The sequence below is a fragment of the Salinibacterium hongtaonis genome, from assembly GCF_003065485.1.
Classification (GTDB): domain Bacteria; phylum Actinomycetota; class Actinomycetes; order Actinomycetales; family Microbacteriaceae; genus Homoserinimonas; species Homoserinimonas hongtaonis.
The window spans coordinates 2,654,771-2,677,993 of the sequence record NZ_CP026951.1; the positions used below are offsets into that span (position 1 = coordinate 2,654,771).

The following is a 23,223-nucleotide window of genomic DNA, read 5'->3' on the forward strand; positions in this document are numbered from 1 at the left end:
CATCCGCCGCCCTCTGCACAACGAGGGTGGCGGAGCGGGCCAATCGAGGGCACTCTGAGGGAATGACCAACCCCGCTATCATCAACGCTGAACTCCTGCGCTCGCTGCACGTGCCCGGGTCACCGCTCATCGTGACCAATGTGTGGGATGCCGTTACCGCCCGCATCGTTTCCGAAGTTCAAGGGGTCAAGGCCCTCGCCACAGCGAGCCACTCGATCTCGTTCGCCCACGGCGTGCCCGATGGCGAAGGACTCACGGTCGACCAGGCGCTCGCCGCCGCGAAGCTCGTCATCGACGCAACCTCGCTGCCGGTGTCTGTCGACTTCGAGAAGGGGTATTCGGCCGACACCAAGGGGGTCGAAGACAATGTGGCCCGCCTCATCGAGGTGGGCGCGGCCGGCCTCAACATCGAGGACAGCATTGGTGCGGCCAAGGCCCCGCAGTTCGACATCAAGACCGCAGCGGCGCGCGTGGCTGCGGCGCGCAGTGCGGGAACCGTTTCGGGCGTACCGATTACGATCAACGCCCGCGTCGACACCCTCGCGAGCCCCGGCGGCGACTGGGACGAGGCAATCAAGCGGGCCAACGCCTACATGCAGGCGGGCGCCGACTGCATCTTTATGCTCGGCCTCTCCGACGAAGCCAAGGTTGAGCGCGCCATCAAGGAGATCGACGGGCTCGTCTCCGTGATCGGCACGCCCGGCGGGGTGCCCCTCAAGCGGCTCGCCGATCTCGGGGTGGCCCGCGTGAGCTTTGGCCCGGGCACGATGGGCCTCACACTCGCCCACCTCAAGGGCGCGGCGACCGAGCTAGTCGCGCTGGGCGACTATCCAGAGGAACTCGCCTTCGAGTTCTAGCCTTTCGCCGCTGGAGGGCGTGCGCGCGTTGCTGAGCGGATGCTGCGGTTGCGGTCACGACGCTTGCCGCGATCCTGGGGCGTGCGTATGGTCAGGGCATGGCTGAAAGACCGATCGGATTTTGGTTGAGGACCGTCGACCAGCTCATCGACCAGCGCTTCGATGCCATCATCGAAGAGCACGGCGTGACCCGCCGTCAATGGCAATTGCTCGGGGTGATCGCCGAAGGCAAAGCCACAGTCGGCGACCTCGACCGTGCCATCGCCCCCTTCATCGACACCGATGCCGGCGAGAGCGCGCTAGAGCAGCTCGATGAGCTCGTCGAAAGCGACTGGGTTGCCGTCGACGGCGAGCACTACGAGCTCACCGAGCGAGGTCACAAAGCCTTTGTTCGCCTCACCGAGGTCGTCGACTCGCTACGCGGTTCGCTCGCCGAGGGTCTGACGGAGGACGAGTACCGCACCACCGTCACGTCTCTGGAACGGATGGCGCGCAACCTCGGGTTCACAGGCGACGAATCCGCATAGCCACCCGCGCGACGCCTACGGGTGAATCGCCCACCACGCGATGAGCAGCATTGTGACGAAGAAGCCGCTGACAAAGTTGAGGGCGAGAAACTTTCTCCACCCGCGGTTCGCCGTTTCGGCAGAAGCATCCGACACGTTCCAGAACGGCGCGCACGTGACCATGTAGGGCACCGCCAGGATGGCCCCGAGGGCGGTTGGCCACCCCGTGAACAGCATCAGGATGCCCGCAAGACCATAGGCCGCGACGGCGAGACGCACGGTGCGCTTGCCGCCGAAGACCGTGGCGATCGACGCAATGCCGCCTTCGCGGTCTGGCACGATGTCTTGCACCGCGCCGAAGGCGTGGCTTGCCGCGCCCCAGAGAAAGAACGCCGCAAGAACCGCCCAGAGCTGCGGGGTGAAGTGCGCCCCCGCGAGCACAAGCCCATACAGAGCCGGCGAAACGAAGTGCGTGCTCGACGTGATCGAGTCAAGAACCGGCTTCTCTTTGAACCGCAGCCCCTTGGCCGAATAGGCATAGACCGCGAACATGCTGATCGCGAGCACCAGCCACGACAGGGGATTGCCGACCACCACCAGATAGACGAGAAACGGGATGGTCGTGATGGCCGCCGCCCACAGCGTGACCCTGTGCATCCGCGGCTCGAGAAGCGCTCCCTCGACCCCGCCCTTGCGGGGGTTCTTGAGGTCTGACTCGTAGTCGAACACGTCGTTGATGCCATACATGGCGAGGTTGTAGGGGATGAGAAAAAAGATGGTGCCCAGGATGAGCGTGAGATCGATCTCGCGCGTCGTCGTGAGATAGGCGGCTGCGAAGGGGAACGCCGTGTTGATCCAGCTCAGCGGGCGAGACGACACCACGAGCGTGGAGAGAGTGCTACCGAACGTCATTGGGCCCCCCAATCAGATGCCACAGCGAGGGCAATAACACCACGGCGGCGATGGCGTAGGCAAAATCTTCGAGCGGTGCGAGACCCAGAAACGCGCCGGAAATGCGGTCGGGGTTGTACCAAAACAGGTCGGCGGCGATCATCACGTTGTCGAAGACCGCGGTCATAAGAAGCACTGCGAGAGCCGTGAGCCCCACTGCGCGCCACTCTGGCGCCCGTCGAGAAAGCACCGCGGCGAGCGCAACCACCGCAACGACGGCGAGAAAGACGGCATTGAGTGCCCAATAGGTCATTCTGCGCTCACCCCACGGGAACGACGGGGCCCACGGGAACGACGGGGCCCACGGCGCCGGCGGAGCACGGAACTCGAAGCGCCGTAGGCGATCATCGTGACGTAGCAGAGCAGGGCAAGAAAGAAGATCTCCTCCAGGGGCAGATGCGGCGCCAACAGGATGCCCGTCATAAAGGGGGAGTCGCCTCGAAAGAAGATGTCGAGCCCGATGCCCGCCAGGTCCCACACCACAAAGAAGGCGATGCCAACGGCCAGAACGATCGCGGCCCTCGGGGCATCCCGCCAGAAGAACAGCGTGAAGCGGCGGTCGAGCAGCACCATGCACCCGAGGGCCCCGAGTAGGCACCCCAGGTAAACCAACCCCATCAGGATGCTCGCTCGGTGTCGGTGCGGCGCTCATCCCGCATCGCCGAAGCGACAGCGGGCTCGGGCAACGCCTCGGTGGAGGTGTCGCCGCGCAGCCGTTTGATCACGAGCTCAGCGCTGATCAGGCACATCGGCAGGCCGATGCCCGGGATGCTGGAACTGCCGGCATAAAGCAGCCCTTCGACCTTGCGGCTCTTGTTGGTGCCGCGAAAGAACGCGCTCTGTTTGAGCACATGGGCGGGGCCGAGCGCAGAGCCCTTCCACGCGTTGAGGTCGCGCTCGAAATCGGCCGGGCCCACCGTGCGCCGCAGAACGATTCGGGAGGCAAGGTCGGGGATGCCCACCCACTCTGCGATCTGATCGATCACCCGATCGCCGAGGGAGTCCAGATCGGTGAGCGAGGGATCGGCGGGGATGGGAACGAGCACGAACACGTTTGAGTGACCTTCGGGCGCAACCGCAGGGTCAACCCCGCTGGGCTTGCAGATATACAGGCTCGCCGTATCGGGGATTCGGGTCTCGGCACCAAAGATCGCATCGAAGTTGGCACGCCAGTCACGGGCGAAGAGGAGCGTGTGGTGCTCGAGCTTGGGGAGGTCCCCCTCGACACCCAGATAGAGCAGCATCGCGCCGGGGCCCGATACTCGCGAGCGCCAGTACTTCTCGGGATAGGTCTGGTATTTCTCGGGCAGCAGCTGTGTCTCACTGTGGTGAAGATCGGCGGTCGACACCACCAGGTCGGCGGCGAGATAGTTACCGTCGGCGAACTGCACTCCCGTGACCTTGCCGTCGTCGACGACGATGCGATCGACGGCGGATGATGTGCGAATCTCGACCCCCGCATCCGTCGCCAGGGTTGCGATGCGGTCGATGATGGTCGTGAACCCGCCCATCGGGTAGTAGACACCGTCGGTCATATCGAGGTGGCTCATGAGGTGGTACATGCTCGGAGTCGTGAACGGCGAGGAGCCAAGAAAGACGGCGGGGTAGCCGAGAATCTGGCGCAGGCGATCGTCGCGAACAGTGCCTGCGGCCCTGCGGTCGAGGCTCTGCAAGAGAAGACGCGCAAGGGTCGGGAGGCGCTTGAGAACGTCCCACCGCAGCAGGGGTCTGAACGACTCGAATGTGGAATAGAGAAAGCGCTTCTTGGCCATCTCATACGTGTCGGTCGCGGAGTCAAGGTATCGAGAGAGGCGCAGACCAGAGGTGGGTTCGAGGCTCTCGAAGAGGTCGATGTTCTCTTGACGGTCCGACGTTATGGCGATGGGCTGCGGCTCGCCCTCAAAGAACACCCGATAACCGGGGTCGAGGCGCACCAGGTCGAGCTGGTCGAATGCCGAGGTGCCCATAAGCCTGAAGAAGTGATCGAAGACCTCGGGCATGAGGTACCACGACGGGCCCGTGTCAAAGCGAAAGCCTTGCGACTCCCACAGCCCGGCCCGGCCGCCGACGGCAGGCTGCTTTTCGAGCAGCGTGACCGTGTAGCCCTCGCGGGCGAGCAGGCCAGCCGTGGCCAGGCCCGTGATGCCGCCGCCAATCACGACCGCTGAGTGCGACAGGCCGGCATGCTGCACGGCGTTGGCGTCTTCGTTACTCATGCGCGGGGCATCCTGCCCGCCATCGCCTGCGCCACCAGCCGCGCCTTGACCGCGGTCGGCACGCTCACCCGCACCTGAACGATCTCGGATGCGGGGGTGGACCGCAGGCGCCTGGCGAGCTCGGTGAACAGCGATTGTGCGAGACACACCGCGCGGCGGCTTTGCGAAGGTAGAAGCGGCAGGGAGGCCAGCGAAACCCTGAGGTCGGAGTCGATATCGTCGAGAATGGCGCTTTTGTCTGCCTCGGTGAAACCCTCAACGCTGACGGCGGGAAAGTAGCTGCGACCGAGGGCCTCGTAGTCATCACCCAGATCGCGCAAGAAGTTGATCTTCTGAAACGCCGCCCCGAGCGCCCGCGCGCCAGCGGTGAGCTCGACGAGCTGTTGCTCACTGCGGTCGTGACCCACGAGGAATGCTTCGAGGCACATAAGACCGATTACCTCTGCCGAGCCATAGACATAGGCCGAGAAGCTATCCGGATCGTGCACGACCTCCGTGAGATCCGCCCTCATGGACGCGAAGAACGGGCGGGTGAGGTCGGCGCCGAAGCCCACCTCCCTGGCAGTCGTAGCGAATGCATGCACGATCGGATTTGTGCTGTAACCCGAACCGATGGCCTCCTCGGTCTGAGCCTCAAGATCGTCGAGCGCACGACCAGCCAGCGCAGGCGTGAGCCCGGCATCGGCAGATGCACCATCAACGACCTCGTCGGCCACCCGCACGAGCGCGTAGATGTTGGAGATATGCCGCCGAACGGCAACGGGAAGCAGGCGCGTTGCCGCGCCAAAGGAGGTCGAGTACTGCTGGATGACCACGGCCGCAGCCTGCTCACACACACGCGTGTAGAGATCGAACCGCGTCGACGAGCCGTTGGTCTCCACGACACCATTGTGACCCACCTGCTGCGGCATGTGTGCCCCCATTCCCGTGCCGGTCGAACCTTCCTGCTGTGCCACTACCGCCCCCGCCTGATGACCTGATCGATGAGCGGCTCGAGCGTGCGCCGCAGCGGCTCCGGGATGTGGTCGCGGCCGAGCACGGCGCGAGCCCTGGCGATGTGGTCCGCGAGCAGGCGCTCCGCGTACGACCGCGCGCCGCTCTCTTCTAGCCGAACCCGCAGCGTTGCGGCCTCATCATCAGATAGCTGGGGCGACCCAAAGGTGGGCGCGATCAGCGACCACACCTCTGTTGCCGCGGCGTGAGCCACCAGCACGGTTCTCTTGCCCTCGCGCAGGTCGCTCGTCGCCGACTTGCCCGTCACTTCTGTGTCGCCAAAGACCCCGAGGATGTCGTCGACGATTTGGTAGGCGGTGCCCACCTCGCGGCCAAAGTCGCCCATCGAGGCGACCACGGCATCCGGCGCTTCGGCCAGCACGGCACCGGCCTTGAGGGGAACCTCGAACGAGTAGACCGCGGTTTTCAGGCGTCCCATCGCGAGGATGCTCTCGACCGTGGGGATTGCGATGGCTCCTGAATAGTCGAGGTCGAGAAGCTCGCCGGCGGCGCTGGCAAACAACGCCTCATCCATGAGATCGAGCAGGTGAGCCCGCATCGCGCCGTCGATTCCGCTGCGGTCGATGAATCGGTAGGAGTAAAAGAGGGCAAGGTCACCCGCGACGACGGCCGCGCTCAAACCGCGATGCTCAGCCTCGTCCCGGTCGACGCCCGCCGAGCGGGCGCGATCGCGGTAAATGCCAGAGATGTTGGGGCGACCACGGCGAACAAAATCGCGGTCGATCACGTCGTCGTGCACGATGAGTGCGGTGTGCAGCAGCTCGAACGCCGCCCCCACGGGCGCAACCGCCCGCGATTGCACGCCGCCCAGACCGTCGAAAACTGCCGCAACCATGCGGGGCCTGAAGAGCTTTCCGCCGACGGTGCTGCGACGGAGCGCCCGCCACAGATCTACGTACTGGGAACCGTGCGCGGTAGCCCGCGCCCCCGACTCATCGAAGAACTCGTCGAGCGCCCTCACGACGTCGTCATAACGATCCCAGCGAATCTCATCACCGGACTGAGGCAGACTGTCAGTCATGGACGCTACCGAACTCGTCGTGCTGCTAGCAGACGATGGCTCACGCATCGGGACCTCCCTCAAAGCCACGGTGCACACGGAGGACACCCCGTTGCACCGCGCATTCTCGTGTCATCTCTTCAACGAATCCGGCGACGTGCTCGTCACTCGACGCGCTCTGGGCAAGGCAACCTGGCCCGGCGTTTGGACCAATAGTTTTTGTGGGCATCCCGCCCCGGACGAAGCGGATGCAGCGGCCATCGAGCGGCGGGCGATGCGGGAACTCGGCACCACGGTGGGAGGCATCGAGCCTGTCCTGCCCGATTTTAGATACCGCGCCGTCGACGCATCCGGAATCGTCGAGAACGAGGTGTGCCCTGTCTACCGCGCCACCGTGACGAGCGAGCTCGCACCGTCGCCCGATGAGATCGCTGAGTACCGCTGGGTGCGCCCGGGCGCTCTGGCGGAGGCGGTAAGAGCGGCCCCGTTCGCGTTCAGCCCGTGGCTGGTCATGCAGCTCGAGCAGTGGGATTCGCCTCTCTGACGTCACGTTCGCACCTCCGCGTGCGCTGCCTCGTCCTCCGCTGAGGGAATGCTCTCGCGGTAAACCTTGACGACCCTGCGCAGGTATTCGGTGATGACGGCCTGCTCTTGCGGTTCGAATTCGTGGATGACCTCGTCGATGCCCGTGATCATGGGCAGCAGGCCTCGGATGGCGCGCGCCACAGATTCCGGTGCGGGCACGACGACAATCCCCCTCCGATCGGTGGGGTGCTTCTCTCGCGTGACATGGCCGACCTTGGTGAGACGGTCGACCACGACCGTGGCCGCCGCAGTGCTCATGCCGAGAGCCTTGGCGATGTCGGTGGGGCTCATGGGGCCTCGCATGATGAGGTGCTGCATGGCCTGAAGGTCAGTGGGGTTGACCGTGAGCTCCTTGCCCATGTGCCGCTCAAAATCGTCACTGAGCTGGATGAGCTGTCGCAGAAGCATGGTGCTCTCGTGAACGGGTCCAAAGCGGGGCCCCTCTGACTTGTACATGCGGCTATCTTACATTTATGATTGCTAAATCGTCTAGCAATCTATACGTTTAGAGATATTCGCTCGATTCACTGCCGTGCGCCGAGCATCCACCACAACACCCAGGGACAACACCCATGAAGCCGGTACGGCACTTCATTACCGCAGCACGAACATCCTGGATCGTGCTCGTTATCGCCGCGCTCGCCAGCGGCGCACTCCTCTTCTTCGGCGGCCAGGGGGGCGACGGCGCGCCAGCGACCGGCCTACCCGACAGTGCCGAATCGGCCAAGGTCGCCGCACTCAAAGACACGCTGCCCGACGCAGACACCACCTCGGCTCTGATCGTCTTTAGCCGCGACGGTGACGAGATCACTGCAGAGGACGAGGCGGCAATTGCCGAGCGCAGCGCCGCCCTGATCGACATCGCCGACACCGAGTTTCTGCCGCCGGCCACCGTCTCAGACGATGGCACCGCCGCAATTCTCCCCGTGCCCCTCACCGTGATCGACGATGTCACCGAGCGCGCCGACCGAGCCGCCGAGATCCGCGAGATCGCCAACGAGGACCTGCCCTCGGGTCTGACCGCCCTCATGACCGGTGGAGAAGGATTCGCGGTCGACATCGCCGCAGTGTTCAAGGGCGCCAACTTCACGCTGCTCGGAACCACCGTTATTGTCGTGGCGCTCCTGCTCATCGTCACCTACCGCAGCCCATGGCTGTGGCTCATTCCGCTCGCCGTCGTGGGCATCGCCGACGCCGTCGCCGGAGTCGTTGCCAAGCGCATCGCAGAGGCCGCCGACGTAGGCCTCGACGCCTCGATCACGGGCATCCTCTCGGTGCTCGTCTTTGGCGCGGGCACAAACTACGCCCTGCTGCTCATCGCCCGATATCGAGACGAACTGCGGCTGCACGAAGACCGCCGCGAGGCAATGAACGCTGCCCTCAAGGGCGCCGGCCCCGCGATCATCGCGAGTGGATCGACCGTTGTGCTCAGCCTTCTCACGCTTCTCTTCGCCGAACTCAGCGGAAACCGTGCGCTCGGCCTCGCCTGCGCCGCTGGCATCGTCGTTGCCATGCTCTTCGCGCTCGTAGTACTCCCCGCAGCTCTCGTGCTCTTTGGGCGCAAGCTCTTCTGGCCCTACGTGCCGGAGTTCGGCTCTGAAGACCGCCTTGCCCACGGTTTCTGGCACAAGCTCGGCACCGCAGTTTCGCGCAAGCCCGTCATCGTGGCCGTCATCGGCATCGCGATCCTCGGAGGGCTCGCGGCAGCCGTGCCGCAGGTCCAGGTCGGACTCGCCCAGACCGAGAAGTTCACGTCGGAGCCCGAAGCGGTCACCGGCCAGAACATCATTGCGGAGTCGTTCCCCGCCGGGAGCGGATCACCCACAATCGTGATCGCCAACACCGATAAAGCCGAAGAGGTCGCCGCGGCCGCCACCGACGTCGACGGAGTCTCAAGCGCCAGAATCACGCAGAGCAACGACGACATCACCGAGATTTCGGTGTCGCTTGACGCAGCAGCTGAGACGGATGCTGCATTCGCTACCGTGAACGATCTCCGCGACGAGCTGCACACAATCGACGGAGCCGACGCCCTCGTCGGGGGCACCGATGCCGAGAGTTTCGACGCCGCAGAAGCTCAGGCTCGCGACCAGGCACTCATCATCCCGCTCATCCTGATCGTTGTGTTCATCGTGCTTGTGCTGCTCCTGCGCTCGCTGCTCGCCCCCGTGCTGCTCTTGCTCACGGTCGTCGGGTCGTTCTTCGCCAGCGTTGGCGCATCGTGGCTGCTCTTTCAGAGCGTCTTCGACTTCCCGGCCCTCGACAACTCCGTGCTGCTGTTCAGCTTCTTGTTCCTGGTAGCGCTGGGCGTCGACTACAACATCTTCTTGGTCACGCGAGCCAAAGAAGAGGCAGAGAAGCTCGGCACCCGCCGGGGCATGATCCGGGCGCTCTCCGCAACCGGTGGAGTGATCACCAGCGCCGGCATCCTGCTCGCCGCGGTGTTCGCCGTGCTCGGAGTGCTGCCGCTCATCACCCTCACGCAGATCGGCATCATCGTCTGCGTCGGTGTTCTCATCGACACACTGCTGGTTCGCACGGTCATCGTGCCCGCGCTCGCGTTCATCACGGGCGACTGGTTCTGGTGGCCGCGCCGAGGCCGCGCTCACCTGCACAACGCAGAGCAGCCCGTCGAGGACGAGGTCGCCGAGCGAGTCAACGCGTAGCGCTCCGGGCAATCGTCGCTCCAGCGCCGCCGCCCCGTTGCCCCGTGAGGGGTCCGGAATGCGTCTTCCGCTCACCAGCGAAGACTCATTTGGGACCCCTCACGGGGATGCGCGCGGTGTGCGCGCGGGATGCGCGCGGGATGCGCGCGGGATGCGCGCGGGGCGCGCGTCTACTTGCTCGCGCGCCAGCTCTTCTCCTTCTTGATGTACTCGTTGTCGGCGAACTCGGCAAAGTCCGAATCATCGGTGATGCGCCTGAGCTCGATCTTGTTGCCGGGGCCGAGGGGCGCACGAGTCGCCCACGCGATTGCCTCCTCGCGGGTCGGCACGTCGATAATCCAGAAGCCGTTGAACAGTTCGTGTGATTTGCCATAGGGGCCGTCCGAAAGGATGGGCGCTTCAGACGTGAACTCGATGACCGCGCCCTGCGAAGCATCCGTGAGGCCTTCGCCTCCCGCGAGCACTCCTGCCGTGATCATCGCTTCGTTGTAGGCGCCCATCGCGTTGAGTGTCGCCTCGACATCCATGTCTTCGAGCTTCTCGGCGGCGCCGCTATTGCGCATGATGAGCATGTATTTGGACATAGTCGTCTCCTGTGGTGGTGGAGGGTGGGTAGGCCCGTACGTCTACTATCGCTCTGCTCGACAGCGGCCGAAATGGGCGGATGCCCAGGGTTGCGAGTCGCTGAGGGGTCCCAAATGCGTCGAGCGAATGCTCGCGAAGGCGAATATGGGCCCCCTCAGCAGCATTGTGGCTGCTGACGAAGAGAACCACTGACCTCTCTGGCTTAGAGAACGAACCCGCTCTCCTACGACGCAGGCAACCAGGTTCGCGCCGCCGTGACGAGGGCGGTGACACCCAGCGTGATGGTCGGCTCGATAACGGGGGCGTAGTGCGGCGAGTGGTTCGACGGCACTGTGAGCAGAGCGGGGTCGGTCATGTCTCCCGTGGTGAACAGTGAGGGATCCGTTCCGCCGAGCAGCCAGTACGAGAGTGGCGCTCCCGAACTCGTCGCGAGGATTCCCACATCCTCGCTGCCGGCTCCCGCACCGGGGTCCATGATCTTGTCTTTGCCCAGCCAATCGGCAAAGGCACCGAGGGTCTTGGCCAGGGCATCCGCATCGTTGGCCACAATGGGGAACCGCTCGATTTCGGTGACGGTCGGCTCTTGCGGGGCTCCCGAGGTCGTCGCTTCTCCCTTGACGATTCGGTCGACACTGCTCAGGATGCGCTCGCGCACGCGGGTGTCGTAGCTGCGGATGTTCAGCTGCAGCTCCGCCTCACCAGGGATGACGTTCGCGGCGTCTCCGGCATGGAAAGACCCCACCGTGAGCACTGCCGTTGCCGTGCTCGGAATCTCCCGCGAAATGATGGTCTGCAGGCGGAGCACCGTCGATGCGGCCATGACGACAGGGTCGATCGACGCCTCGGGCATCGAGCCGTGAGCACCCTTGCCTACAAGCGTGATGCGCAATGAATCGGATGCTGCATAGGACGGCCCCGCGTGCCCAGCGATCTTGCCAGCAGGCAGGGGTGCAACGTGTTGCCCCAGCACAATGTCGGGCTTGGGGAACCTGTCGAAGAGCCCGTCGTCGACCATCGTCTGCGCTCCGGCGCCGAGTTCTTCTGCTGGCTGGAACACGAGCATGAGGGTTCCGGCCCAGCTCCCTTTGTCGGTGATCAGGGCCTCGGCAGCGCCCAGCAGGCACGTTGTGTGCAGGTCGTGGCCGCAAGCGTGGGCAACAGGGACGACCTTGCCGCTGGCATCCGTCGCCGTCACAGTGCTGGCATAGGGCAGGCCTGTGTCTTCTTTAACCGGGAGGGCATCCATATCGGCTCGAATAAGCGCGGTGGGCCCGGCGCCATTCTTGAGAATGCCCACGACGCCGGTCTTGCCGACGCCCGTGGTGACCTCGTAGCCGAGTTCGGTGAGCCGCTTCGCCACGATCTCAGACGTGCGATGCTCCTGGAACCCCAGCTCGGGGTGGCTATGAAGATCGCGGTAAAGATCTTCGAGTGTGGGATTGATCGTGACGTTGTCGTGTGCGCTCATCTGCCTGATCCTTTGGTTGGAATAGTTCAGCTACTGCCAACCGTGCGTCTGGACGGGCAGCGAACCAATGGCGTTCGGCAGACTTTCAGGCGTTGTAACCGCACTCACAGGTAACACCCCGCACAGTTCGGCTCGCTATCAGCCGAGCGCGACGACCAGCCCGAGCACAAAAAGGAGGGCCGCGACCGGCACCATGGTCCACCGCTCTTTAGGGCTCCGCGACAAGGCGTTCATGACGATCCCCACCAGCGAATAGGCCACGATGACCCAGACCCCGATGTCGACCACAATGCCCGGCAGAACCGCAGGAACCAGGGCCGCCTTCATAAGAAAAAACCAGGCAAAGACGCAGTACAGGACTATCGACACGACACTCCCCGCCCGTTTGTTTCGAGGAAGAACCCGATCCTCGCCACCCCAGGCGAATTCGCCCAGGGGAGCGCCGGCAATGAGTGCCGCCTGAAACACGGCGAGCGCGGCAAGGATGACGCAGAGGGCGATGGCGGCGAAGGCAACAAGGGTCACAGTCGAGAATGTATCAGTGACCGCTCGGGCGGCGGATGTTTAGTGGCCGAGCGCCCCAGCATCCGTCACCGAAACGTCGGTGCGGTGAAAGTTGAGGTGCGAGCGCGACGCCGTGGGGCCGCGCTGACCGAGGTAGCGCGAGAACGTCGCGCCGGCGCCGTAGGGCTTCTGCGAGGGCGACGTGAGCTTGAAGAAGCACAGCTGGCCGATCTTCATTCCCGGCCACAACTTGATGGGCAGGGTTGCAACATTGGACAGCTCGAGGGTGACGTGACCGGTAAAACCGGGGTCGATGAAGCCGGCCGTGGAGTGGGTGAGCAGGCCGAGACGGCCAAGCGAACTCTTGCCCTCGAGGCGCGCCGCGATGTCGTCGGGCAGGGTGACCTGCTCGAACGTAGACCCGAGCACGAACTCACCGGGGTGCAGGATGAACGGCTTGTCAGCATCGACCTCAAGCAGATGAGTTAGCTCCGGCTGATCCTCTGCCGGGTCGATGTAGGGGTACTTGTGGTTGTCGAACAGCCGAAAGAACCGGTCGAGCCGCACGTCGACACTCGACGGCTGCACCATCTCTGCCTCAGTCGGGTCGAGGCCAATGCGGCCAGCGGCGAGTTCGGCAGTGATGTCGCGGTCGGAGAGCAGCATGTCCCGAGAATAGTGGATCAGATGGCTGCGAGCTCTTTGCGCAGCACCACCATGCGCAGGTCGTCGCGAAGCGGCACCCCAAACCGGTCATCCCCGTAAGGGAACTCGCGAAACTCACCCGTGCGCGCATAGCCACGCCGCACATAAAAGTCGATCAGCTCGAGGCGGGGCTCGATGACCGTGAGTTCCATGCTCGTGATGCCCCATGCATCCGCCGCCAAGTCTTCTGCGTACTGCAGAATGCGCTTGCCGAGGCCGACACCCTGCCCGCCGGGCCGCACGGCGAACATGCCAAAGTACCCCGTGGTGTCGTCGGCCTTGGCCACGTGCGCACACCCCACCAGCTGGCCGTCATCGTGAGCGAGCAGCACGAGGCTATTAGGGCGGCGGATGTCGCGGGCGAGCACGAGCGGATCGATACGCTGCCCATCGATCAAATCCGCCTCGGTGGTCCACCCCTCGCGGCTTTCGTCGCCGCGGTAGGCGCTCGTGACAAGCTCCACGATTGCAGCAACATCGGCTTCGATTGCCGGGCGAAACTCGAGGTCGGTCACCGCCTGAGGTTACCGGGTCGCGCAGGGGTCTCGTGCAGGATTCTCCGCTTTCGGGGATGGCATCACCGCGGATGCCCGGTGTGGAGGCCGCCCCGGGTCGCTAGTATGGACGAGTTGACCCGCCCACCGGGTCACGCGCGGATGTAGTTCAATGGCAGAACTTCAGCTTCCCAAGCTGATAGCGCGGGTTCGATTCCCGTCATCCGCTCCACTAGAAAAGCCCCGGTAAACCCTGGTTTTCGGGCGGCTCAGGTGGACATGCTGAGAGCGAGTTCAGACCCTCTCGTGGACTCCCGTGGACTCACGGGCTGAAACGGAAGGCCAGAACATGGCATCCTCAACCCCTCACCAGACAACTCGCGACGGCAGTTCATCAGCACTCACGTGGCTACGAACTGCGATGCTCACCGCTCTCTTTGGTGGTGCGCTGTGACTCGGCGAGTAAGGGCCGCGACACGTCGCACACCCGGTCAGCTCGGCAGCGTGGAACCTCTACCCTCGGGCCGCTACCGCGCGTTCTACCGCCGTGATGGCCGCAAGTTCACCGCGCCGCACACGTTCGCCACTCAGGCCGAGGGAACCGCATGGCTGGCAACTGAGTTTGCCGACCGCACGCGCGGTACCTGGCGCGATCCCGACGCGGGCCGCGTCACGATGGAGAGCTACGCCCGCGACTGGTTGGATTCTCACCCTGATCTAGCCCCGCGCACCCGGGATCTATATGAACGGAATCTGCGCCGCTGGATCGTCCCGCGCATCGGTGCGCTCGGTGGTTCCCGGGGCGTGGAGTTGGGGGCCATGGACGTGTGCGACCTCTCGCCCGCTGTCGTGCGCACCTGGTATGCCGCGATCGTAAAGACCGCGCGAGAAAGCGCTAAACGACAGCTATCGCGGGATAGGGAGCGGGCCGAGCACCCGGCACGCGTCTGGGCGCGCGCTACTGGAATGCACGTTGCTGCCACGGGCAAGATCTCGACTGCTGTCATGCACGCGTGGGATGCAGCCGGTCGGCCACAGCCGAAGCGCTCAGCACTGGCAAGCGTCGTCCCTCTGGAGAGGGCAGGAGAGACCACAGCAGCGCAGGCATACCGCATACTGCGCGCGATCCTGATGACCGCCGTCACCGATGGGTTACTCCCCACCAACCCGTGCCAGATCAAGGGCGCAGGGCAGGTTGCTCACCGTGAGCGCGGCACCGCCTCGCCCGCCGAGGTCGCGCAGCTCGCCGCGCATATGCCGCCCCGCTATTCAGCAGCGGTAACTCTCGCCGCCTGGTCAGGGCTGCGCTTTGGGGAGCTTTTTGCCCTGGCACGACGGCATGTGGATCTGGATGCGGGGACGGTGCGCGTCGAACGGGCACTGGAACAGGTGCCCGGGCAGCCGATCGGGTTTGGCAAGACCAAGACCGACAAGAGCCGCCGCATCGTGAATCTGCCCGCATTCGTGGTCACTGCGCTGCGGGCGCACATAGCCGAGTACGTAGCAGCGGATGCCGAGGCGCTGTTGTTCCCGATGCCGGATGGATCCCCGACGCCAAACGTGCGAATATCCGTCGCCTTCCGCAAGGCGCGGGCTGTCATCAATCGCGACGACCTGCATTGGCATGACCTAAGGCACACCGGGGCTACGCTCGCGTATCGAGCGGGGGCATCGCTCCCCGAGGTGCAGGCCCGTCTCGGGCATACGACGATGCGCGCTGCCCTGATCTACTCGCACGCCGCCGACGATTCCGACCGCGTGCTAGCCGACCGCCTGAATGCCCTCTACGGCGCACCCGAGGGCGCGCCACACCTACGCGCGGTCTGAACGAGCAAGGGGGCTGGGATCATTCCCCAGCCCCGTTTTTCGCACTATTTCTGGGTTGGCTTACCTATAGATACCCACACGACCACCGCGTTTTCGGAGTTGGCAGCAACTTGTGGCGCATGCGTCCATAGAAGTCAGCGGAAACAACTGGAGGTAATCGAATGGGCATGCTGCGAACTGCACTGCGAGGCGTCACAAGCGCCATCGTCGTCGCAGCGCGCCTGCTCACTGGTCGACGCCTCGGCGCGACGAGGGCCAAACAAGACTTTCGAGACTGGATCTGCGCGGCAGATGCTGACCCCGCCGAACTGAGCGAGCTGCACCGACGCATGCTGCGCGACAAAGCCCGACGACTGATTGACCGCGAAGCCGCACTCATCGCACGCGGACAACGATCGCGAGACCTTGGCTGGATTGCACAAGAGATCCCGGCAACGCATTCGCAGGCCGTTGCCGTTCGTGCCCTCGCACTGCACACGGGAGCATCCGTCACGCCTGAGTACCCGAGCGGCTTCCCAGAGCGCCTGCGCGCACGCCGCGAGACTACAGCGCACCACCTCGATGGCCTGCGGCAGGACAGCGCGCACAACTCGGCCCGTGCCCTGCGAATCGCCCACGCCCGCGCCGCATCCCTCGCGCTACGACTTGCCCTCGCCTGGCAACGCCCATGCGCACCACGCGCCCCAGCCTCCACCCGGCTGGCGTAGCGCGATCGAACAGCCGTCGCCCTAGGGCGACGCAACACACTGTTTCTGATATCTACAGGCACTGACTGACGCTGCGCGCCGGTCTCGCACGCCCGAAGCCCCTTTCACTCTTACATTCAGCGCAATAGCCCGTTCACGGGCGCAATGTCAGACAGTGCCGGAAATACTGGCAATGGTCATTCATAACCTGCCCGCACTCGATCTGCTCGACGTGCAAGGCATCGCAAGCTACCTCAACATCACGCCGCGAACTGCGCGACGCATCGTCTCGGAGCGCCGCGTACCCGTTACCAAGATTGGTGCGCTGGTGCGGGTACGCCGCACAGACCTTGACGCCTACCTCGTAGCGCACACGGTTGAGGCGGTCAGCCGATGATCGCCCCCGCCGCCGCACGCGACCCGTGGTATTTGCTGCCTCAGGCGAGCCGCGACACCGCTCCGCAACTCCCGAGCGGCGCACCGATCGCCGCCCGCCTGGTGCACGGCGCGTACTACGCCGCCGCTGCTCCGATACGTGCAGATATTCGCGCGGGAAACAACTCTCGCCGTGTGGGGATCGCGTTCGACCAACTCGATGCCCGGGCCATCGTCCCGCTGCGCCTGTCCCGCCGCGAGCGTGGCAGCGGTATCGACTACCTGGTGAAGCTCGAAGCCAGCAAGGGCGGCGTTCTGTGAGCGCCCGCGATCTGTTCCTCGCCCGAGCCGAATGCCTCCGACTGCGCGCACAACTACTTCCGCTCTCCAGCATTCAGCGGGCTGAGCTGGAGAGCGAGGCCGCGCAGCTCGAAGTACGGGCGCACACCCCTGGGCCCTGGTCTGCCCGCAGAAGGCGGGAGTGCAGGCGCGCTGTCGCGGTCATCCTCTCGTCGTGTGAGCGCGGATGCTCGACGCATTGCACTGAGGGGGTGTGCACCGATGCCCACTCGTGATGACGCCTTGCGCTTGGCCGCGGCTGGCTGGCCTGTGCTGCCGCTGAGGGGGAAAATTCCCTTGACGGCGCACGGTGTCAAGGACGCGACGACCGACCCCGCCTCGATCGAACGATGGTGGCCGGGCAGCGCACACCACAACATAGGGGCACGCGTGCCCCACTCTCTGCTCGTGCTAGATATCGACCCTCAGAACGGTGGGAGCCTCGCTGCACTCACCGAGGCTGTGGGCGGGGATCTGCCGCGGACTCTGACTGTGCACTCTGGGCGCGGCACTGGGGGTAGACACCTTTATTTCCTGCACCCTGGCGGGCAGGTGTCTTCGACGCGGCTCCCCGGTGGAATCGATGTCAAGACTGAGCGCGGGTATTGCGTCATGCCGCCGAGCCTGCACCCTGCCACGGGTCAGCCGTACAGGTGGGAGCACGCGACGCCCGCGCTCATGCCCGCCAAGCTCGTAGCACTGCTACGCCCAGCTGAGTGTCGGTCACGCCCCCTCTCCGCAAGCAGGGCAGGCCCGGGGCAGTTGAGCAAGCGGGCGGCGCATCTCGCAAAGACTGTGCAGGATGCGCCCGAAGGCAAACGCAACGATTTGCTGTACTGGGCCACCTGCCAAGCAGTGCGAGATGGCCATGACGCGATGGCGTTCGAACTGCTGGAGGGCGCGGCGATCGTCGCAGGCCTCAGCGAGACTGAGGCCCAACGCACGGTCGCGAGTGCCCGCAGAACGATGGGACAGAAGTCGTGAGCGAGCTTCTGCCTGTGGTGCCTCCCGCGACGAATCTGATGCCCGAACCGCACGTGCTCTGGGAGAGCGACAGGCCCGAACTTGTCGCTCTGCGCTATGAGGCGCGACGACGCATTGCATCCCCGTGGGCCGTCCTCGGTGCCGCAATCGCACGGGCGCTGCTCACTATCCCTCACACAGTGCGCTACCGATCGGCGCTTCACCCCGAGGGCACCCCCCTCAATCTCGCAATCGCACTGGTGGGGCGATCGGGGTCTGGCAAATCAACCGCTATTCGCGGCGCTGCCTGCGCTGTCGAGTTCATGGGGGAGGACGTGCCGACCCCCGCAGCGGCACGAAGCGGCGAAGGCATCGCGACGATGCTCGCTCGGATGCACACCACGAAGGGCGAGGATCCCGAACTCATCTGGAGCCGCCATGACCACGCCACGTGGCTGCACTGGGATGAAGTTGGGCAATTGGGCGAGCAGGGTGCCCGCACCGGATCCACGGTCATGGAATCCATCAAGTCCGTTACTTCGGGGGAGAGCATCGGAGGGCAGAACGCGAAGGGCGATGGCGTCACGATCCCGGGTGGCAGCTACCGCGCAGTTCTGACGGTCGCAGTCCAGCCGGGACGCGCGGGACCACTGCTCAGCGACGGAGCGCTGGCTGGCGGTCTGTCTGCACGGTTCGTATGGATGCTGGCCGAAGATCCCGCGGCGGCCGATGCCGCACGCCCCGAGGCAACCCATGCGCCCATACAGGTGCCCCTGTCGCAGTGGGATCGAGTCCAGTTCGTGGACGCTCTGCCGGTGATGGACGCCGCCCACGAGGCGGACACGCGCGCCGCTCACCGGGGCGAACGGGATCCGATCAACAGCCGCGTGCTCCTGAACCGGGCGATCATCGCTATTGCGCTTGCAAATATGGCGGGCCGATCCACGCTTGCCGATGATGACTGGTATCTAGCGGGAGCGGTTCTCGCGCATTCGCTGAACACGCTGGACACGGTCAGCGACACCCTGACCGCCCCTGACGATGCGGAGCTGGAGCGCGCGCAGCGAGTGGAGCAGCGCTTGATGGAGAGACTTGGGCAGATGCGAGCGCAAGGCATGGCCTTCATGGATGCTCGGCGCAGACTCTCGCGGCCGCAGGGAAACCTGCTCACGACGATGCTGCACGATGGACGGTTCGCGCAGTGGTAATCAAGCGTGCTAATGTCAACACACCAAGGGGGCCTTATAGGGGGGCCAGGGGGAGGTTGTATCTACTGAGCGGTAGATATGCGCCTTGAGAGTGAGCATCACACCTCAAGCGCACGAAACCGCAACCGACGCGACGCGCCTCACTCGCTGGCCAGACCGCCGCGGCGTGGGGCGCGTCACCTTGTGGCAGTGCATGTGGCGGGCGTGTGGCGATCTCGATATAAAGAAAAAGCCCTGGTCAGACGCTGATTTGCTAGGCCATAGTGGCGCTGTGGCGCTGTGGCGGGTCTTTCGAGCGAGAACGCCGAACACCTGAATCCCTTTTTTCTGGGTGGCCGCTCCGAACACCCCGCCCCAGTGCTGATTTTCATCAACGGAGAGTTGAAATATCTACCCATAGATGAACGCTCGACTGCCACTCCAGATCGCCTGCGTTGCTTGAGGAGGATTTGGTGAAAGTGGCTCGCGCCGTGCCACGCAGTCATCCTGGCCCCGCTGCCGTATGTTCGTAGCCATGACCGTTGAAGAGATGCCAGTGAGTGAGTCTGAGGCCATTTCTGTGCTCGACTTCGGTTCGGTGAATTCCGAATCCGAGGAAGACCTTGACCGACTTTTCGTTCGCACAGAGGACTTCGACAGATTTCTCAAAAAAAACGTATGGCTCGCACTCGGCGCTAAGGGCACAGGCAAGAGCGCACTGTTTGAGCTTTTTACCAAGTACGAAGGAACTGCGAGGTACCTGGCCGGACCTGCGCTGGACAACGTTCTAATAGCCGCTGGGACAGGCTTTGGTGACCTATCGGAAGTCGCGACAGGCGATCTTCAATCGCTACGAGATGAAAACGCCGGGTTCGACCACGACCGATTGTGGCGACTTTATATCGCAATCAAAGCAGGGCTTGCCCTAGATTCTTCCTTCACGGTACCGCGCGGCCCTCTTCGCGATCTTCTAACAGCAGTCGGGGATCGCAGAGACTTTCGCGTCGGACCCCTTCTGCACGAGTTGTGGGAGTTGGCAATCGGCAGTGCACCCAGCGAGGTGACAATCACGGCAGGCGGAACAAGTGTCGCTCTCCGCGGCGGAAGGCGAACCCTCGATGTCGTGACCCTTCTCGAAGACGTGAATGCCGCCTTGGAGAGCAACGGAAAGGTGCTTTGGCTGCTCTTCGACAAGGTCGATGAGATTTGGCCCACCAACCGCGACGAGCGACGGAAAGCACTAGAAGGCCTTATGACGGCCGTCATGCAGATTCGGCGCACCTTCCCGATGATCCAGCCGAAGATCATGCTTCGCACTGATCTCTGGTCCGAGCTTGATTTCACCAACAAGGATCATCTAACTGACAAGCGAATCGAACTCGCATGGAATTCAGGCCACCTCGCTAACCTGCTCATCAAGCGCGCCATTCGATTGCCCGAAGTCCGTTCGTATGTCGACTCGCGTCTGCCAGCACTCGCTGCAAGAGCCGTAGAGGAGTGGACGGCTGACGAGCGGCTGGGAGCGCTCGATACTATCTTCCCTAGCACTGCCTATCCGGGTGAGCGCGAAGCACTTTTCATGGACTGGTTGGTCGAACGAGTCAAGGACGGGCGCGGGACAGTCCTTCCGCGAGACTCAATCGTCCTTGCGAATGCCGCCTCCGAATACCAACGACCACAAGGTAGCCACAGTGGCTCATCTCTCCTGTCCCGGGAAGTCGTCCGCCAGGCGTTCACTCGCACCTCCGAGATTCGTTACGAATCATTTCTCGCGGAGTTCCCCAACCTACGTGAACACTTCCGTCGCTTCAGCGGTCAGACCAAGGCAGAGTTCACTCGGAGCGAGCTCGTCGAACTCATGGACGAACTCACGCCTTCAGATGATGCACTCTTGGAGCGACTGTTTGAGATCGGCGTAGTGCGCCCCAACACTGGGCGAGTGAGGACTGCGACGAGCTATGAGATTCCTCGACTGTACCGAACCGGCCTCGGCCTTGTGATCCGCGGTCGCCCGTGATCTCAGCTCCATTGACGGCTGTCGAAAGAAGGCTTTGCCCCCGGGACAGCGCCCGAAACGGAATCATCCTGTTGTCAGAACCCGTGGACTCTCGTGGACTCCGGGGCGGTAAACAGCGGTAAATCCCGGTCAACAGATGTTAAGGTAATACCGTGTCTGACCTCGGGTTTCCGCGGAATGACGCAGTAATTGAGAGTGGTCTAAGCGAGCTTCCCAAGCTGATAGCGCGGGTTCGATTCCCGTCATCCGCTCCACTTGCGGGGATGCCCTCGATTCCATAATTGGCAAAATCAGCTGCGACCTCCGCGTAACGCTCGGGAGCGAGTCCCGAATTCGCAACCGCCTCTTCACGCGGGGTAGCGGGCGCGACGGGCTCAACCGGTGCCTCAGTCTTCGCAGGAGCGGTCGCGGCGGGCTTGGCCTCGGGGGTCTCAGTGTTGAGCTGAACCGCGGCGAAGATACCGCCGGCGATGAGTGCCAGGGCGGCGAGAGCCGAAACGAGGGTGATGATCGTCTTCTTGGACATTGGGTGTTCCCCTTTAATGCTCTGGGGGCGCCCGTGAAGACGACCTCCTTTCCTGTTGGGCCCTCAGACTCTTTATCTGTGGTGCTCACCAGGTCTATGCGCGGCATGTGTCCGCCTGTGTGTGATTTTAGGGGCGAATTGTCGAAAGATTTTCGCACCCGACCGTGATGCTGCGCCCGCTACTGATGATGCCCCGGGTGTCGGATCTCGGGTCGGAAGTCCAAGCCGCAGCTCAAGTGCATACCCATGAACATGGTTCCACTCCCCTCCCCGAACCCGGTCACGGAGTCCGATCCGACCAGTGGGGTACCTCCGAACCGGTCAACAACCGACTCCTCTGGGACGCAGCAGCGTGCTGGGACGGCACCACCATCAGCTACGACACCGAACTCTACGGCGTCGGCCGCTCAGGCTGGCAGACCGGCCTCACTCTCCGTCCTCGGCAGCACCTGCCCGGCCGGGACCACCACCGGCTACGACGTGTGGAACTCACGCTCAGGCACCCACTGGGGTGCGCAGGCGTTCAACGACTCCTGGCCCCGCAACGGCTCCAACGCCGCCGCGAGCTGGGGCGTCACCTACAGCGCACAAATCTGGTGCCAGGGACCCGACGCCGCCGGAGCCAGGTCCGGAGTGGCCAGCGCCGGAATCACCATCAACCAGCCAGCACTCCCGCCACCTTCGGCAATCCCCGCCAGCTCGCTCAGCGGCACATGGTCCTCAGGAGTCCAGGGAGGTGGAGTGAGCCAGGTTACGCTCAGCAGCCCCGTAGCGAACGCCGACCGCTATGAAGCACTCGCTATCTACCGGGCTGCGGGCGAACCCGACTACGAAACGCCGAGCCGACCGATCACTGTCGGCTCGAACGTTCTCGGCGCCTACTGCCAGCGGGGTGCGACCGTGACTGAGGTATCCGTTCTAGCGCGGGCCGGAAACACCATCGGGTGGTCCGGGTACACCGGAGTAACCATCAACCGAGTGGGGTCCACCAACTCCTGCTTCTAACAAAAGATGCCCGCCTCAACCAATCTGAGGCGGGCATCTTTCACTCGCGTTCCTAGCCGATAATCTCCCAAGAGCCGGGGTTCTCCTGCACGGCAACAATCTGCTGCGCGTGCGCGAACGCCTCATCCCGTGTAGCGAAAGCCGGAACGCCGTCCTTGGCAAACGGCCCGGTAGCTACCCAAACGTTGTCGCTATAAGGAGCCCCATCGGACCCATAACCGAGCACACCATACGACTGGATGACGATGATGATGTTTCGACCGGTCTGGCTCTGCACCCACCGTGATTCCTGGAGCGCAGCACGCGCGGACTCACGAGAGCCGGAAGCCGTCGTGGCGGCGAACTTCTCCGTGAGTGCGGTGCGGACAGACTCGGGGAGCGGCTCCTCGGAGCTGATGAGCACCTCGGTGCCATCAGGGAGCTTGAACGGCTGAGCGGTCTTGTCGTTGTAGTTCCGGCCGAGCGGGCGTGCCTGCTCCTCGGTGAGGACATCACCGACGGAGAGACCCTCGATGCTTGAACTGTCCTCGACGGGAGCGCTGCTCTGCGTGGGCTTTGCCTCGGGTGCGGTGACGCTGGGACCGATGACTGCCACTGCGGCGCCGGCGATGAGTGCGAGTGCGGCGAGGGCCGAGACAGTGATGATGGTCGTCTTCTTGGACATTGGGTGTTCCCCTTTGATGCTCTGGGGGCGCCCGTGAAGACGACCTCCTTTCCTGTTGGGCCCTCAGACTCTTTATCTGTGGT

Annotated in this window: 26 protein-coding genes and 1 tRNA gene; 13 read left to right on the plus strand and 14 right to left on the minus strand. The window is 64.0% G+C overall.

What is annotated here, in order from left to right; genetic code table 11:
* Window positions 1-62: 62 nt before the first annotated feature.
* Together C2138_RS12675 and C2138_RS12680 are read left to right on the plus strand one after the other, a co-directional pair.
* Window positions 63-857: an isocitrate lyase/PEP mutase family protein gene (locus C2138_RS12675; RefSeq protein ID WP_108518358.1), complete on the plus strand. Its 795-nt coding sequence runs from the start codon at window positions 63-65 to the stop codon at window positions 855-857.
* A gap of 98 nt (window positions 858-955) precedes the next feature.
* Window positions 956-1,384 carry a MarR family winged helix-turn-helix transcriptional regulator gene (locus C2138_RS12680; RefSeq protein WP_108518360.1) on the plus strand — a complete coding sequence of 143 codons (429 nt, stop codon included), beginning with the start codon at window positions 956-958 and terminating at the stop codon, window positions 1,382-1,384.
* 15 nt (window positions 1,385-1,399) lie between these two features.
* Here C2138_RS12680 and C2138_RS12685 read toward each other — a convergent pair whose 3' ends face one another.
* Genes C2138_RS12685 through C2138_RS12710 form a run of 6 tightly spaced genes read right to left on the minus strand, consistent with a single transcriptional unit; the run spans window position 1,400 to window position 6,565 of the window.
* Entirely contained in the window at window positions 1,400-2,275 is an 876-nt protein-coding gene (locus C2138_RS12685; protein WP_108518361.1) for a prenyltransferase, read from the minus strand.
* Complete coding sequence (locus C2138_RS12690; RefSeq protein ID WP_108518363.1) at window positions 2,262-2,567, minus strand: lycopene cyclase domain-containing protein; 306 nt, start codon at window positions 2,565-2,567, stop codon at window positions 2,262-2,264. Before C2138_RS12690 ends, C2138_RS12685 begins: the two co-directional genes overlap by 14 nt.
* On the minus strand, window positions 2,564-2,932 hold the full coding sequence (locus C2138_RS12695; RefSeq protein WP_108518364.1) for a lycopene cyclase domain-containing protein: 369 nt from the start codon (window positions 2,930-2,932) through the stop codon (window positions 2,564-2,566). Before C2138_RS12695 ends, C2138_RS12690 begins: the two co-directional genes overlap by 4 nt.
* Window positions 2,932-4,530, minus strand: coding sequence for a phytoene desaturase family protein (gene crtI / locus C2138_RS12700; protein ID WP_108518366.1), 1,599 nt, complete (start codon window positions 4,528-4,530; stop codon window positions 2,932-2,934). Before crtI ends, C2138_RS12695 begins: the two co-directional genes overlap by 1 nt.
* Window positions 4,527-5,486 carry a phytoene/squalene synthase family protein gene (locus tag C2138_RS12705; protein WP_241961126.1) on the minus strand — a complete coding sequence of 320 codons (960 nt, stop codon included), beginning with the start codon at window positions 5,484-5,486 and terminating at the stop codon, window positions 4,527-4,529. The genes crtI and C2138_RS12705 overlap by 4 nt, the downstream gene beginning before the upstream one ends.
* Entirely contained in the window at window positions 5,486-6,565 is a 1,080-nt protein-coding gene (locus C2138_RS12710) for a polyprenyl synthetase family protein (protein WP_108518368.1), read from the minus strand. Before C2138_RS12710 ends, C2138_RS12705 begins: the two co-directional genes overlap by 1 nt.
* Here C2138_RS12710 and idi point away from each other — a divergent pair.
* The gene (idi, locus tag C2138_RS12715; RefSeq protein WP_108518370.1) at window positions 6,564-7,088 is read left to right on the plus strand and encodes an isopentenyl-diphosphate Delta-isomerase; all 525 of its coding nucleotides are present in this window, start codon (window positions 6,564-6,566) and stop codon (window positions 7,086-7,088) included. The two genes, C2138_RS12710 and idi, sit on opposite strands and share 2 nt — an antisense overlap.
* A 2-nt stretch (window positions 7,089-7,090) precedes the next feature.
* Here the strand turns inward: idi and C2138_RS12720 are convergent, their stop codons facing one another.
* Window positions 7,091-7,585, minus strand: coding sequence for a MarR family winged helix-turn-helix transcriptional regulator (locus C2138_RS12720; RefSeq protein ID WP_233245511.1), 495 nt, complete (start codon window positions 7,583-7,585; stop codon window positions 7,091-7,093).
* A gap of 116 nt (window positions 7,586-7,701) precedes the next feature.
* Between C2138_RS12720 and C2138_RS12725 the strand changes: the two genes are divergently transcribed.
* Window positions 7,702-9,795, plus strand: a complete 2,094-nt coding sequence (locus C2138_RS12725; RefSeq protein ID WP_108518371.1) for an MMPL family transporter — start codon at window positions 7,702-7,704, stop codon at window positions 9,793-9,795.
* 170 nt (window positions 9,796-9,965) lie between these two features.
* Here the strand turns inward: C2138_RS12725 and C2138_RS12730 are convergent, their stop codons facing one another.
* The 5 genes from C2138_RS12730 to C2138_RS12750 form a co-directional block, all read right to left on the minus strand.
* Complete coding sequence (locus C2138_RS12730; protein ID WP_108518373.1) at window positions 9,966-10,379, minus strand: YciI family protein; 414 nt, start codon at window positions 10,377-10,379, stop codon at window positions 9,966-9,968.
* Window positions 10,380-10,603: 224 nt separating this feature from the next.
* Window positions 10,604-11,848 (minus strand): amidohydrolase, encoded by a 1,245-nt coding sequence (locus tag C2138_RS12735; protein WP_108518374.1) that lies wholly within the window; start codon window positions 11,846-11,848, stop codon window positions 10,604-10,606.
* A 138-nt stretch (window positions 11,849-11,986) separates the two neighbouring features.
* Window positions 11,987-12,373 carry a hypothetical protein gene (locus tag C2138_RS12740; protein ID WP_108518376.1) on the minus strand — a complete coding sequence of 129 codons (387 nt, stop codon included), beginning with the start codon at window positions 12,371-12,373 and terminating at the stop codon, window positions 11,987-11,989.
* 39 nt (window positions 12,374-12,412) lie between these two features.
* Entirely contained in the window at window positions 12,413-13,018 is a 606-nt protein-coding gene (gene dcd / locus C2138_RS12745) for a dCTP deaminase (RefSeq protein ID WP_108518377.1), read from the minus strand.
* 17 nt (window positions 13,019-13,035) lie between these two features.
* The gene (locus C2138_RS12750; RefSeq protein ID WP_108518379.1) at window positions 13,036-13,572 is read right to left on the minus strand and encodes a GNAT family N-acetyltransferase; all 537 of its coding nucleotides are present in this window, start codon (window positions 13,570-13,572) and stop codon (window positions 13,036-13,038) included.
* A gap of 137 nt (window positions 13,573-13,709) precedes the next feature.
* On the opposite strand from C2138_RS12750, the gene C2138_RS12755 reads away from it, so the two are divergent.
* The 8 genes from C2138_RS12755 to C2138_RS12790 all read left to right on the plus strand — a co-directional run bounded on the left by C2138_RS12755 (window position 13,710) and on the right by C2138_RS12790 (window position 20,945).
* Window positions 13,710-13,783: transfer RNA gene (locus tag C2138_RS12755), tRNA-Gly, on the plus strand.
* Window positions 13,784-14,055: 272 nt separating this feature from the next.
* On the plus strand, window positions 14,056-15,378 hold the full coding sequence (locus C2138_RS12760) for a tyrosine-type recombinase/integrase (RefSeq protein ID WP_108518381.1): 1,323 nt from the start codon (window positions 14,056-14,058) through the stop codon (window positions 15,376-15,378).
* Between the two features lie 167 nt (window positions 15,379-15,545).
* Complete coding sequence (locus tag C2138_RS12765) at window positions 15,546-16,085, plus strand: hypothetical protein (RefSeq protein ID WP_159078242.1); 540 nt, start codon at window positions 15,546-15,548, stop codon at window positions 16,083-16,085.
* A gap of 172 nt (window positions 16,086-16,257) precedes the next feature.
* A complete protein-coding gene (locus C2138_RS12770) occupies window positions 16,258-16,461 on the plus strand; it encodes a helix-turn-helix domain-containing protein (RefSeq protein WP_108518384.1) in 204 nt (67 codons plus the stop codon).
* A complete protein-coding gene (locus C2138_RS12775) occupies window positions 16,458-16,760 on the plus strand; it encodes a hypothetical protein (protein WP_108518385.1) in 303 nt (100 codons plus the stop codon). The genes C2138_RS12770 and C2138_RS12775 overlap by 4 nt, the downstream gene beginning before the upstream one ends.
* 240 nt (window positions 16,761-17,000) lie before the next feature.
* Entirely contained in the window at window positions 17,001-17,762 is a 762-nt protein-coding gene (locus C2138_RS12780) for a bifunctional DNA primase/polymerase (RefSeq protein ID WP_108518387.1), read from the plus strand.
* Entirely contained in the window at window positions 17,759-18,949 is a 1,191-nt protein-coding gene (locus C2138_RS12785; RefSeq protein WP_108518389.1) for a hypothetical protein, read from the plus strand. Before C2138_RS12780 ends, C2138_RS12785 begins: the two co-directional genes overlap by 4 nt.
* A gap of 559 nt (window positions 18,950-19,508) precedes the next feature.
* Entirely contained in the window at window positions 19,509-20,945 is a 1,437-nt protein-coding gene (locus tag C2138_RS12790; RefSeq protein ID WP_159078243.1) for a P-loop ATPase, Sll1717 family, read from the plus strand.
* A gap of 139 nt (window positions 20,946-21,084) precedes the next feature.
* Here the strand turns inward: C2138_RS12790 and C2138_RS12795 are convergent, their stop codons facing one another.
* Complete coding sequence (locus C2138_RS12795) at window positions 21,085-21,471, minus strand: hypothetical protein (RefSeq protein WP_108518392.1); 387 nt, start codon at window positions 21,469-21,471, stop codon at window positions 21,085-21,087.
* Window positions 21,472-21,951: 480 nt separating this feature from the next.
* Between C2138_RS12795 and C2138_RS12800 the strand changes: the two genes are divergently transcribed.
* Window positions 21,952-22,476, plus strand: coding sequence for a hypothetical protein (locus C2138_RS12800; protein WP_108518394.1), 525 nt, complete (start codon window positions 21,952-21,954; stop codon window positions 22,474-22,476).
* Window positions 22,477-22,528: 52 nt separating this feature from the next.
* Here the strand turns inward: C2138_RS12800 and C2138_RS12805 are convergent, their stop codons facing one another.
* Window positions 22,529-23,140 (minus strand): hypothetical protein, encoded by a 612-nt coding sequence (locus C2138_RS12805; RefSeq protein ID WP_108518396.1) that lies wholly within the window; start codon window positions 23,138-23,140, stop codon window positions 22,529-22,531.
* Between the last annotated feature and the right edge of the window lie 83 nt (window positions 23,141-23,223).

Bases quoted from the DNA above. Each gene is read 5' to 3' on its own strand.
- C2138_RS12675 (WP_108518358.1), top strand. From the start codon at position 63: ATGACCAACCCCGCTATCATCAACGCTGAACTCCTGCGCTCGCTGCAC.
- C2138_RS12680 (WP_108518360.1), top strand. From the start codon at position 956: ATGGCTGAAAGACCGATCGGATTTTGGTTGAGGACCGTCGACCAGCTC.
- C2138_RS12685 (WP_108518361.1), bottom strand. From the start codon at position 2,275: ATGACGTTCGGTAGCACTCTCTCCACGCTCGTGGTGTCGTCTCGCCCG.
- C2138_RS12690 (WP_108518363.1), bottom strand. From the start codon at position 2,567: ATGACCTATTGGGCACTCAATGCCGTCTTTCTCGCCGTCGTTGCGGTG.
- C2138_RS12695 (WP_108518364.1), bottom strand. From the start codon at position 2,932: ATGGGGTTGGTTTACCTGGGGTGCCTACTCGGGGCCCTCGGGTGCATG.
- crtI (WP_108518366.1), bottom strand. From the start codon at position 4,530: ATGAGTAACGAAGACGCCAACGCCGTGCAGCATGCCGGCCTGTCGCAC.
- idi (WP_108518370.1), top strand. From the start codon at position 6,564: ATGGACGCTACCGAACTCGTCGTGCTGCTAGCAGACGATGGCTCACGC.
- C2138_RS12710 (WP_108518368.1), bottom strand. From the start codon at position 6,565: ATGACTGACAGTCTGCCTCAGTCCGGTGATGAGATTCGCTGGGATCGT.
- C2138_RS12720 (WP_233245511.1), bottom strand. From the start codon at position 7,585: ATGTACAAGTCAGAGGGGCCCCGCTTTGGACCCGTTCACGAGAGCACC.
- C2138_RS12725 (WP_108518371.1), top strand. From the start codon at position 7,702: ATGAAGCCGGTACGGCACTTCATTACCGCAGCACGAACATCCTGGATC.
- C2138_RS12730 (WP_108518373.1), bottom strand. From the start codon at position 10,379: ATGTCCAAATACATGCTCATCATGCGCAATAGCGGCGCCGCCGAGAAG.
- C2138_RS12735 (WP_108518374.1), bottom strand. From the start codon at position 11,848: ATGAGCGCACACGACAACGTCACGATCAATCCCACACTCGAAGATCTT.
- dcd (WP_108518377.1), bottom strand. From the start codon at position 13,018: ATGCTGCTCTCCGACCGCGACATCACTGCCGAACTCGCCGCTGGCCGC.
- C2138_RS12765 (WP_159078242.1), top strand. From the start codon at position 15,546: ATGCTGCGAACTGCACTGCGAGGCGTCACAAGCGCCATCGTCGTCGCA.
- C2138_RS12770 (WP_108518384.1), top strand. From the start codon at position 16,258: ATGGTCATTCATAACCTGCCCGCACTCGATCTGCTCGACGTGCAAGGC.
- C2138_RS12775 (WP_108518385.1), top strand. From the start codon at position 16,458: ATGATCGCCCCCGCCGCCGCACGCGACCCGTGGTATTTGCTGCCTCAG.
- C2138_RS12780 (WP_108518387.1), top strand. From the start codon at position 17,001: ATGCCCACTCGTGATGACGCCTTGCGCTTGGCCGCGGCTGGCTGGCCT.
- C2138_RS12795 (WP_108518392.1), bottom strand. From the start codon at position 21,471: ATGTCCAAGAAGACGATCATCACCCTCGTTTCGGCTCTCGCCGCCCTG.
- C2138_RS12805 (WP_108518396.1), bottom strand. From the start codon at position 23,140: ATGTCCAAGAAGACGACCATCATCACTGTCTCGGCCCTCGCCGCACTC.